This is a genomic window from Pseudomonas sp. 05T35 (assembly GCF_056396605.1).
Genome location: NZ_JBFTLU010000118.1, coordinates 1 through 10,833, shown reverse-complemented (window position 1 = coordinate 10,833; position 10,833 = coordinate 1). Strand labels below are relative to the sequence as shown.

The 10,833-nt window shown below is 60.6% G+C and carries 11 protein-coding genes; 8 read left to right on the top strand and 3 right to left on the bottom strand.

Annotated elements, in window-relative coordinates; translation table 11 throughout:
- From AC1DH9_RS11870 to AC1DH9_RS11845, 6 genes are all read left to right on the top strand, one after another.
- Positions 1–1,625: 5-guanidino-2-oxopentanoate decarboxylase (locus AC1DH9_RS11870; RefSeq protein ID WP_477808214.1), on the top strand; the 1,625-nt coding region annotated here is incomplete at its 5' end.
- Entirely contained in the window at positions 1,622–3,070 is a 1,449-nt protein-coding gene (locus AC1DH9_RS11865) for an aldehyde dehydrogenase family protein (protein ID WP_477808213.1), read from the top strand. The genes AC1DH9_RS11870 and AC1DH9_RS11865, both read left to right, overlap by 4 nt.
- A gap of 216 nt (positions 3,071–3,286) precedes the next feature.
- Positions 3,287–4,390 (top strand): ABC transporter substrate-binding protein, encoded by a 1,104-nt coding sequence (locus AC1DH9_RS11860; RefSeq protein WP_477808212.1) that lies wholly within the window; start codon positions 3,287–3,289, stop codon positions 4,388–4,390.
- A 195-nt stretch (positions 4,391–4,585) separates the two neighbouring features.
- A complete protein-coding gene (locus AC1DH9_RS11855) occupies positions 4,586–5,494 on the top strand; it encodes an ABC transporter permease (protein ID WP_103315060.1) in 909 nt (302 codons plus the stop codon).
- Positions 5,491–6,339 carry an ABC transporter permease gene (locus AC1DH9_RS11850; RefSeq protein ID WP_216742091.1) on the top strand — a complete coding sequence of 283 codons (849 nt, stop codon included), beginning with the start codon at positions 5,491–5,493 and terminating at the stop codon, positions 6,337–6,339. Before AC1DH9_RS11855 ends, AC1DH9_RS11850 begins: the two co-directional genes overlap by 4 nt.
- A gap of 15 nt (positions 6,340–6,354) precedes the next feature.
- A complete protein-coding gene (locus AC1DH9_RS11845; protein WP_427536179.1) occupies positions 6,355–7,410 on the top strand; it encodes an ABC transporter ATP-binding protein in 1,056 nt (351 codons plus the stop codon).
- A gap of 135 nt (positions 7,411–7,545) precedes the next feature.
- Here the strand turns inward: AC1DH9_RS11845 and AC1DH9_RS11840 are convergent, their stop codons facing one another.
- On the bottom strand, positions 7,546–8,475 hold the full coding sequence (locus tag AC1DH9_RS11840; RefSeq protein ID WP_427536177.1) for an AraC family transcriptional regulator: 930 nt from the start codon (positions 8,473–8,475) through the stop codon (positions 7,546–7,548).
- Positions 8,476–8,810: 335 nt separating this feature from the next.
- Here AC1DH9_RS11840 and AC1DH9_RS11835 point away from each other — a divergent pair, with 335 nt between their 5' ends.
- Both AC1DH9_RS11835 and AC1DH9_RS11830 read left to right on the top strand, forming a co-directional pair.
- Positions 8,811–9,176: a putative quinol monooxygenase gene (locus tag AC1DH9_RS11835; protein ID WP_427536175.1), complete on the top strand. Its 366-nt coding sequence runs from the start codon at positions 8,811–8,813 to the stop codon at positions 9,174–9,176.
- A 9-nt stretch (positions 9,177–9,185) separates the two neighbouring features.
- A complete protein-coding gene (locus AC1DH9_RS11830) occupies positions 9,186–9,449 on the top strand; it encodes a hypothetical protein (protein WP_054593752.1) in 264 nt (87 codons plus the stop codon).
- A 9-nt stretch (positions 9,450–9,458) separates the two neighbouring features.
- Here AC1DH9_RS11830 and AC1DH9_RS11825 read toward each other — a convergent pair whose 3' ends face one another.
- Positions 9,459–10,091, bottom strand: coding sequence for a flavin reductase family protein (locus tag AC1DH9_RS11825; RefSeq protein WP_477808211.1), 633 nt, complete (start codon positions 10,089–10,091; stop codon positions 9,459–9,461).
- A gap of 293 nt (positions 10,092–10,384) precedes the next feature.
- Positions 10,385–10,711: a hypothetical protein gene (locus AC1DH9_RS11820; RefSeq protein WP_427531778.1), complete on the bottom strand. Its 327-nt coding sequence runs from the start codon at positions 10,709–10,711 to the stop codon at positions 10,385–10,387.
- Positions 10,712–10,833 lie beyond the last annotated feature (122 nt).

Sequence of the window (10,833 nt, the reverse complement as noted above, 5' to 3'; positions counted from 1 at the left end):
GCGAAGTATTGGTCAAGTTACTCGAGGGTTACGGGGTCGAGCAGGTGTTCGGCATTCCCGGCGTGCATACCGTTGAGCTGTATCGCGGGCTGGCCCGTTCGAGCATCAACCACGTTACTCCGCGACACGAGCAGGGTGCCGGCTTCATGGCCRACGGTTATGCCCGCACCAGCGGCAAACCGGGTGTGTGCTTCATCATCACCGGCCCCGGCATGACCAACATCACCACGGCGATGGGCCAGGCCTACGCCGATTCGATCCCGATGCTGGTGATCTCCAGCGTGCAATCGCGCAACCAGTTGGGCGGTGGACGCGGCAAGCTGCACGAGCTGCCGAACCAGGGCGCACTGGTGGCTGGCGTTGCGGCGTTCTCCCACACGCTGATGTCCGCTGCTGAATTGCCGGGCGTGCTGGCCCGTGCCTTCGCCTTGTTCCAGGCCGGTCGTCCGCGTCCGGTGCACATTGAAATTCCGCTCGACGTGCTGGTCGAAGACGCCGATGCCTTGCTCACCAGCCAACCGGTGAACATCACTCGCGCCGGCGCAGCACCGTCGGCCGTGGCGCAAATGAGCGAACTGCTGGCCAACGCCAAACGCCCATTGATCCTCGCCGGTGGCGGTTCGATCGATGCAGCGGCCGAGCTGACCCGACTCGCTGAATTGCTTGATGCACCGGTGGCGCTGACCATCAATGCCAAAGGCATGCTGCCGTCGGCTCACCCGTTGCTGATCGGTTCGACCCAAACGCTGGTGGCCACCCGCGCCCTGGTGGCTGACGCCGATGTGGTCCTGGCCATCGGCACTGAACTGGCCGAGACCGACTACGACGTGACCTTTGCCGGTGGCTTTGAAATTCCTGGCACTTTGTTGCGGGTCGACATCGACCCGGACCAGACCGTGCGCAATTACCCGCCGAAGGTGGCGCTGGTCTCCGATGCGCAAAGCGCGGCCCAGGCCTTGCTCGACGGCGTGGCCAAACATTCGCTGGCCGAGCGTTGCAGCGACTGGGGCCAGGCTCGCGCCGCCAGCTTGCGTGCCGAACTTGAAACCATCTGGGATGCACCAACCCGCGCGCAGACGCTGTTCCTGCAGACCGTGCAGGATGAGTTGCCGGAAGCGGTATTTGTCGGCGACTCGACCCAACCGGTGTACACCGGCAACCTGACGTTCAACCCGGAGCGCCCGCGTCGCTGGTTCAACTCGTCGACCGGTTACGGCACCCTCGGCTATGCCTTGCCGGCGGCCATTGGCGCGTGGCTCGGCGGTGGTCAGGAACGCAACAGTCGTCCACCGGTGGTGTGCCTGATCGGCGACGGCGGCCTGCAATTCACCTTGCCGGAACTGGCCAGCGCGGTGGAAGCACGCACCCCGGTCATCGTCCTGCTGTGGAATAACCAGGGCTACGAAGAGATCAAGAAATACATGGTCAACCGCGACATCGAACCGGTTGGCGTGGACATCTACACCCCGGATTTCATCGCCGTGGCCAAAGGCCTGGGTTGTGCGGCACACGCCGTCAGCGGCGTTGAAGAACTGCGCGCGGCACTGCGTGCAGCCACTGATCGCCAGGGCCCGACCCTGATCGAAATCGATCAGACCCAGTGGATGAAGGCGGTGTCGGCATGAGCTTTCCAATCATCCAGGACGGTTTGTATATCGATGGCCAATGGTCGGCTGGCGACGAGCATTTGCGGGTCATCAATCCGGCGACCGAAGCGCTGTTGACCACCGTCAAGGGTGGCGATCAGCGCGCGGTTGATCAAGCGGTCACAGCGGCCAGTGCGGCGTTTGTGCAGTGGTCGAAAACCACCGGTGCCGAACGCGGCGCGGTGCTGCGCAAGATCGCCGATGGAGTGCAGGCACGCCGTGAACGCTTGATGCACTTGCAGTCGAGCAACAACGGCAAGCCACAGTTCGAAGCGGGCATCGACGTCGATGACGTGATCGCCACGTTCGAGTATTACGCGGGTCTCGCTGAAGCGCTGGACGCCGGCCAGGACCGCGTTGTGGAACTGCCGAGCGAAGACTTCGCCGCCCGCGTGCGCCGTGAAGCGTGCGGTGTGGTCGGATTGATCGTGCCGTGGAACTTCCCGATGGTCACCACTGCCTGGAAGCTCGCACCAGCCTTGGCAGCGGGCTGCTGCGTGGTGCTCAAGCCTTCGGAAGTCACGCCGCTGCCGGAGCTGGAACTGGMGGCGATCATCGCCGAGAGCGGCTTGCCCAACGGTGTGTTCAACCTGGTCTGCGGTACGGGGCTGGCGGTCGGTGCACCGCTGTCGGCCGATCCGCGGGTGGCGAAAATTTCCTTCACCGGCAGCAACGCGGTGGGCGTTCAGGTCATGCAGCGTGCGGCGGAAACCGTTAAGGGCGTGAGCCTGGAGTTGGGTGGCAAATCCTCGCTGCTGGTGCTGGCGGATGCTGATCTCGACCTGGCCGTGGAGCTGGCCAGTGGCGGTGGTTTCTTCAATGCCGGGCAGATGTGTTCGGCCACCAGCCGAGTGTTGGTCGCCGATGAACTGGCGGATGAATTCCTGCTGCGCCTGACGGCGCGGGCCAATGCGATTCGCGTGGCCGACCCGTTTGATCCCGAGGTTGAAATGGGCGCGTTGGTCAATCAGGCGCAATACCAGCGCGTGCTGGGCCACATTGATCGCGGCTTGAGCGTGGGYGCGCGGCTGGTCTGTGGCGGTGACCGGCCTGCCGATCTGCCACACGGCTATTTTTTGCGGCCGACCATTTTCACCGAAGTGCCCCTCGACAGTGCGTTGTGGTGCGAAGAGATTTTTGGCCCGGTGCTCTGTGTCCGCAGTTTTGCCACGGAGCAAGAGGCGATCGAGCTGGCCAACGACAGCCAGTTCGGTCTGGTGGCCAGCGTGGTCAGCGGTGACCCGCTGACCGCCGAACGGGTCGCCAACGCCTTGCAGGCCGGGTTGGTATGGATCAACGCGCCGCAGGTGATCTTCCCGCAGACGGCCTGGGGCGGCTACAAGCAGAGCAGCATCGGCCGCGAGTTGGGGCCGTGGGGCTTGCAGGCGTTTCAAGAAATAAAGCATGTGATTCGCGCCGTCTGACAGCACGAAAACGGCCCACGCATGCCTCGTAACGAGGCATGCGCCAGGGACATGGCACCAATGATTTTTTTTCGATTGTTGCGCGTTTTGCGTGACCTCAGGATGAACCCGCAGACCTCGCTACAGCCCTTGTAACACGGGGCTGGCAGCGGATCGAAGAGCGCGGGCGCAAGGGATGCTCCTAACTCATACCTACAACAATAAAGGGAGTCCTTCATGGGCGATCATGATCTGAACAGAAGACAATTCATCAAGACCGTCGGTGTTGCATCGGTTGCGGCGGCGRCCATGAGCATGCCGTTCATCCGCGCCAACGCCAGTGACACACGTTTTCAGGGCAAGACCCTGCGGCTGTTGACCTGGTCCGATGACACCGGGCTTGCGGCGCTGCGCAATATCGCCGCGACCTTTGAAGCCAAGACCGGCGCCAAGGTCATTGCGGACCGTACCGGCAGTACTTCGGAAATGGTCGCCAAACTGAAGGCCGGTGGTGATCGCCCGCAATACGACGTCATCACCCTGGCTGGCGTCGGCGCTGAAGGTCTGGCCGCTGCCGGGTTGCTGGAAAAGCCGGACCTGAACCGCATTCCCAACCTGATCGACATACCGGAGAAATACCGCACCGGGGCCAACGGTCACGGCATCGGTTATCTGCTCTGGTGCAACAGCCTCGTCTACAGCAGCCGCACTCAGAAAGAAGCCCCGGATAGCTATGCGGCCCTGTGGGACGCGGACCTGGCGCCGAACATCTTCCTGCCGCCGCCGAACTGGACCGAGGCCATGGACCTGATCATCATCGCCGCCAAACTGGCCGGTGGTGACGAACACAACATCGAGCCCGGCTTCAAGAAACTCGCCGAGCTCAAGAGCCGCGTGGTGACTTTGGGGGAAAACCCGAACCAGATCGCCGAACTGTTCCGCACCGGCTCCCTGGACATGGGTGGGCTGTACGCTCCAGCGTTCTTCCCGAAACAGATCCGCGATCCGAACTACGGTCTGAGCGCAACCTTTGGCATGAAGGAAGGTTTCTACACTGACCTGATGCAGTCGGTCATGCCGAAGAACCGTCCGGGCGATACCGACCTGGCCTATGCCTTCATCAACCACTCACTCGATCCGCTGGTGCAGGGCAAGATGGCCGAAGACATCTACAACGGTCCGGTCAACGCCAAGGCAATCATCTCTGCCGAAGCGCGCAAGAGCCCGTACATCCTGACGCCAGAGCAGATTGCCGAGAAGGCGATCATGCACGACAACGCCTTCCTGGCGACTGTGCATGACCAATGGATTCGTCGCTACACGGAAATCTTCTCTTCCTGATCGAGTGCCGAACACAGGCCCTTCAATCACCGAAGATCCCCTGTGGGAGCGAGCCTGCTCGCGATAGCGATCTGTCAGTTACATCAATGTCGACAGGCAGGCTGCAATCGCGAGCAGGCTCGCTCCCACATGGGGTCAATAGGTCTTGGAAATCCTGTGTTCACTCAGCTGCTTTCCATTGACGAGACCATTGCTATGGAACACCAACCTCTGACCCAAACGGTCAGCCCCGTTGCCGTACGCCCGAGCTTCGGCGTTTCGCCGACGACGCGCGCCTGGTTATTTCTTTCGCCATCGATGCTGTTTCTCGGTGTGCTGATTGCTGCCAGCCTGCTGGTGTTGCGCATGAGCGTGGGCACCAAGGGCGCGGAATGGAGCGGTTTCAGCCTGGCCAGTTATGCCCAGCTGCTGGAACCCTATTACCTCAAATCCCTGCTGCTGACCTTGCGTCTGGCATTGATCAGCGCGGTGATTGCCGTACTGCTGGCAATCCCGGTGGCGTACACCATGTCGCGCCTGACTTCTCCGTTGCTACGTCGAGTGTTTCTGGCCGCCGTGCTGTTGCCGTTGCTGGTCAACCTGTTGCTGCAAAGCTACGGCTGGCTGGTGATCCTGGGGCCTGGCGGGATGCTCAATCAGGCGCTGATGGGCCTGGGCCTGATCAAGCGTCCGATCATGCTGCTCTACAACCAGAACGGCGTATTGATGGGCCTGGTCCAAACCGCTTTCCCGTTGGCCGTGTTGCCGATTGCCAGCGCCATGCGCGGCGTTGCCCGCACTTACGAGGAGGCCGCAGCGACCTTGGGTGCGAGCCGCCTGAAGGTGTTTTTCCAGGTGGTGCTGCCGATGAGCATGCCGGGAATCATCACCGGCGCGACCCTGGTTTTTGCCTATAACGCCAGCAGCTTTGTGGTGCCCTTGCTGCTCGGTGGTCGGCGCGTGCCGATGCTCGCGGTGATGGTGCATGACCAGATCGCCCCGCTGATGAACTGGCCAGCCGCTTCCGCGGCGGGTGTGGTGCTGATCGTCACCACGCTGGCCATCATGACCTTGTCCGAATACATCACTGGCCGTCGTCGGCGCATGCTGGAGGCTTCGCAATGAGCACGTTGAGCAAGAAGCGCCTGTCGCTGTTACCGGGCGATACCGGTAAATTTGCCGGGATCCTTTCAGGCGTCATCCTGTTTCTGGCGGTGTTGCCGATCCTGACCATGATTGTCATGTCGTTCAGTGGTTCTTCGAACCTCGACTTCCCACCCAGCAGTTACAGCCTGCAATGGTACAAGGCCGCCTGGCACACCTTTGCGTCCCCGGACGCCAGCGATGTGCTGAGCCTGGGCAAAGCCATGACCACCAGCCTGATGGTGTCGTTCATGGCCATGATCTTCGCGACCCTCGTTGCGGTGCCGGCGGCTTATGCGCTGACCCGCCTGGAGTTTCGTGGCAAAGCCGTGGCACTGCAGTTGATGTCACTGCCATTGGTGTTTCCGATGGTGGTACTGGGCCTGGCGTTGCTGCTGGTGTTCGACAGCCTGCCGTTCCAGATGACGGTGTCGCGACTGGTGATTGCCCACGTGATCCTGGCCTTGCCGTTCGTGGTGAAAAACTGCACGGCGGCGATGCTGTCCATCGGCAGCGAAGTCGAAGAGGCCGCACAAATGCTCGGCGCTTCGCCGATGCGGGCGATTGTCGATGTGGTCGTGCCGTTGATGAAGTCGGGGATCCTCGCCGGGATGCTGCTGGCGTTCATTGTCTCGTTCAACGAGTTCACCGTGACGTACTTCCTGTACACCATCGATGTCATGACGGTGCCTATCTGGATGTTCAGCCGCACCGTGTCGTCGCTGGACCCAACCGTATTCTCGTTTGCCGTGCTGATCGTGCTGATCGACTTCGTCCTCATTTGGGCGTTGGAGAAGCTGGTCGGTGAAGGTGGCGTTTCCTTTTGATTTGAGGTGAGCAACATGACTGGTTTGATTCTGGAAAACGTCGAGAAGCGTTACGGCACGGCGTGTGCGGTCAAGGACGTCAACCTGCACCTGCCTGAAGGCAAACTGGTGTGTTTTCTTGGCCCTTCGGGCTGTGGCAAAACCACCTTGCTGCGAATGATCGCCGGCCTGGAAACCCTTTCCGACGGCGAGATTCGTCTGGACGGTGAAGACATCGGCAACACGCCGGCGCACCTGCGTAACTTCGGCATGGTGTTTCAGTCGCTGGCGCTGTTCCCGCACATGACGGTCGGCGAGAACATCGCCTATCCGCTGAAACTGCGTGGCGTGAGCAAGGCCGATCAGCAGGCGCGGGTGGTGGAGTTGCTGGAACTGATTCAGCTGCAAGAAATGATTGATCGCCCGGTTGCGAAACTCTCCGGTGGTCAGCGTCAGCGCGTGGCGATTGCCCGGGCGATTGCCTCACACCCGAAAATCCTCCTGCTCGACGAACCGCTGTCGGCCCTCGATGCCAAGCTGCGCGAATCGATGCAAGTGGAGATTCGCCAGCTACAGCAACGCCTGAACATCACCACCATCATGGTCACCCACGACCAGCGCGAAGCCATGACCATGGCCGATATCGTGGTGGTGCTGGGGCAGAATCGGGTGCAGCAGGTCGGCACGCCGATCGAGATCTACCGGCATCCGGCCAACGAGTTCGTCGCTGACTTTATCGGCTCGGGGAACATTTTCCCAGCCACCGCATTGGGTGACGGCAAAGTCGGTTTGCCCGGTGGCGATGCGCTTCAGGTGCCGATTTGCAGCAGCATCGTGGTCGGCGAAAAGGTCAAGATGCTGGTGCGTCCGGAAGACCTCCAGCTGTCGCACCCTCAGGCAACCGCAGGCAATCGCTTGCTGGGCAGGGTGACGTTCGTGCGCGATATCGGCGCGACCATCGAAACCACGGTCGAGTGTTCCGGGGTGACGCTGACAGCCTTGAGCACGCCGTGCCAGGGCATCGGCCTGAGCATCGGCAATCCGGTGTCGGTGACCATTCCGCCCGAAGCCTGCCGCGTACTCGCCGCCTGACTTACTGGCCCTATCGCGAGCAGGCTCGCTCCCACACTGGATCGTATGTGTACACAAGATTTGTGAACACTTCAGATTAAATGTGGGAGCGAGCCTGCTCGCGATGAGGCCGGCACAGCCTGCCGAAAAGTCAGATCAAACAGACATCCGCAACCGTGCCAGATCCCGCAACGGCGGCGCGCCAAACAGCCGGCTGTACTCGCGGCTGAACTGCGAGGGGCTTTCATAGCCCACGCGGTAACCTGCCGCCGAGGCATCGATGCCCTCGGCGAGCATCAAGCGCCGCGCCTCTTGCAGGCGAAGTTGCTTCTGATACTGCAGTGGACTCATCGCCGTCATCGCCTTGAAGCGATGGTGCAGGGTCGACACGCTCAGGTTCACTTCCCTGGCCAACTCATCAATGCGCAACGGCTGCTCATAGTTGCCGTTGAGCCATTTGATTGCCTGGCCGATGCGATGGCTCTGGCTGTTGGCAACGGCGATCTCATACAGCCGGTGCCCCTGCTGGCTGCGCAACAAGCGATAGAGAATCTCCCGACGAATCAGCGGCGCGAGCATGGCGATGTCTTTCGGGGTGTCGAGCAAGCGCGCCAGGCGCAGCACGGCATCGAGCATCGGCTGATCCAGTTGTTCGACATACAGGCCGCGCCCGGCAGGGCGGGTGGGCACGCCAATGGGCCCGGCGTCGGCAATCAATGCGGTGATTTCCGCCGGGTCGATATCCAGGCGCAAGGCGAGGATCGGCTTATCTGGCGAGACATCGACCACTCGTCCGCTGAGCGGCATCGAGACCGAGACCACCAGATAGTTGAGCGGGTCGTAGTTGAAGACGTCGTCGGCCAGCCGAACTTCCTTGCGCCCTTGGGCCATGATGCACAGTGCCGGCTGCGCGAGCACYGGGGCGAAGTCATGGGACTGGCTGTGACGCGACAAAAACAACGAGCCGATGGCGGTCGCGTAGCTGCCATCTTCGCAGGTATTACGTCGAATGATTGCCGAGAGCTCCACACGCTGTTTTTCCATGTTGGCGTCCAGCGGGGCGTGAGTGGAATCCAGAGATGACATGCAAAACATCCTCGGCAAGGAGATGGAATGAGCACAGCTTAAATTTGTGCAAGTCCAGGCGGTAGGCGAATCCTGCGCAAAACTTGCCTGATCCTGCTGTGTGGTCGGATTCAGCATAGAGAACGTGAATAGAACGCGGGAAAACTTGCTTGAAACCCCTTTGTCACATTCCAGGATCAGAGCTTGCCATGGCACGGCGATAACTCTGTTTGCGTGCAGGATTGTGCAACAAGCCGGCAGGAATCGACTAACGGGCCTAACCCCCGTCGCTTAATCTCTGTTCCTGTCGCAGCTTCTCTCAGGCTGCCGATCGTCTACATCAGGGAGAGTCGAACATGTCCACGCAGATCCCCGTCAGCCATATGGCTTTTGTCCGCGCCCGTGCAGGCCGCTCGATGGAGTTGGGCGCGCGTTTGAGCAGCCTGATCGAACCGTCACGTCAGGCCAATGGTTGCCTGCACTTTGCCTTGCAGCATTCGTTGTGCGATCCCGAACTGTGGCTGGTGTCCGGTTTTTGGGTCGATCAGCAGGCCATGACCGCCTATTTCGGCACCCCGGCCATGCAGATCTTTGCCGAGCTGGTGCAAGAGTTGGTGGTCAACAGCCTGGATTTTCACACCTTCAGCGAAGTCTCGGCGGCTCAGGCCCACGGCGAATATCCGCAGTTGAACAGCGCCTCACTTCACCAGTTGGCCAGCTGACGGTTTAGAATGGCCGACTTTCCATTGGCCAGGATCCGCGACATGGCACGTAAAGAGTTTGCACAGTTCGAAGCTGTTTCCGCCGTAGTACCGGGTGAGGGAGGTTACAGCGCCGCCATCGCCGTCAAAGCCCTGGGTGGCTCAGGCGCCCCGCGTTTTCACAAAATCCTCGATGAACAGAAATTCAAGACCGCCTTCGAAGCCGATCAGGCTGCCGAGCAGAAGCTTGAGCAGTTGACCGACGTCGCTGAAGACGGCGAACTGGTCTGGTAACGATTTGACCTATGCCTTGGTGGCCCCCGGGCGGAACATCTTGAACAAGGCCTCAGGCCCCAGCTGGAAATAATCCGCCGGCCCGCCGCCGCGCAGAATCGGTTCTGCCGCGGCGGTGTCGTACACCCCATCCTTGAGTAGCCACTTGGCGATATGCACGGCGACCACTTCGCCGAGGATCAGCCAGCTCGGCACCACCTCTTTGTTTGCGCGTTGCAACTGAATGATCTGCGTGACCTTGCATTCGAAGGACACCGGGCTTTCAGCGACGCGTGGCACCTGAATGATTTTCGAGGTCGCTGGCGTCAGCCCGGCCAGTTCGAATTCGTTGACGTCGGCCGGGACCATCGCGCAACTCTGGTTCATCTGCTCGGCCAAAGGGCGGGTGGCCAGGTTCCAGGCGAATTCGCCGGTCTGCTCGATGTTGTTCAGGCTGTCTTTACGGCCGACGCTTGAAAACCCGATGATCGGCGGAATGTAGTTGAACGCGTTGAAAAAACTGTACGGCGCCAGGTTCGACCRACCTTCGGCATCCTGTGAGGAAATCCAGCCGATAGGCCGCGGGCCGACGATGGCGTTGAACGGGTCGTGGGGCAGGCCATGGCCCAGGGCAGGTTCGTAGTAGTGAATGTCGTCGGGCATTGCGCGGGTTCCTGTATGCAAGGCTTGGAGGGATGAAGGCCATAGTGCAAGGGCTGATGGCTTATTTCCAGCTGTTATGGGGCATCAAAACAATGAGCGTTCCTGTGGGAGCGAGCTTTTGTGGGAGCGAGCCTGCTCGCGATGACGGCTTATAATTCAACATTGCAGTTGACTGTCAGACCGCTATCGCGAGCAGGCTCGCTCCCACAGGGACTGTGTGGCTTCAGACATTTCTTGTCCCCCCTAAAACAACTAAGCCCGGCCGAGGCCGGGCTGTGAAGTCTGCCCAAGGTTCAGCTGATAGCGGCGGCAGTACCGGTGCGATCAAAACCGTCGGCGGCGATAGCGTCGGCGGTGCCGGTGTGATCAAAGCCGTCAGACGCAACCTTGGCCGAGCCGGTGCGATCGAAGCCGTCAGCAGCGACTTTGGCCGAGCCAGTGCGGTCGAAGCCATCAGCGGCGAAAGACGCCGAGCCTGTGTGATCGTAACCATCAGCCGCCACAGCGGCAGAACGTTCAGCGGTGAAAGCGCCTGAACCGGTGCGGTCATAACCGTCGGCAGCGAAGGTGTTGGCGGCCAGTACGGAGAGGGTCAGGGCGAAGATCAGTTTGGTTTTCATGATGTGTTCTCCAAGTGTGTTTGCGTGTTGTGCGTTGGGTATGGAGCTCATACTACGCAAGTAAATTTGATTAAAAAGCGCAAATAAATGCTAAAAACAATCGATTAAGTAGATGTTAAGGC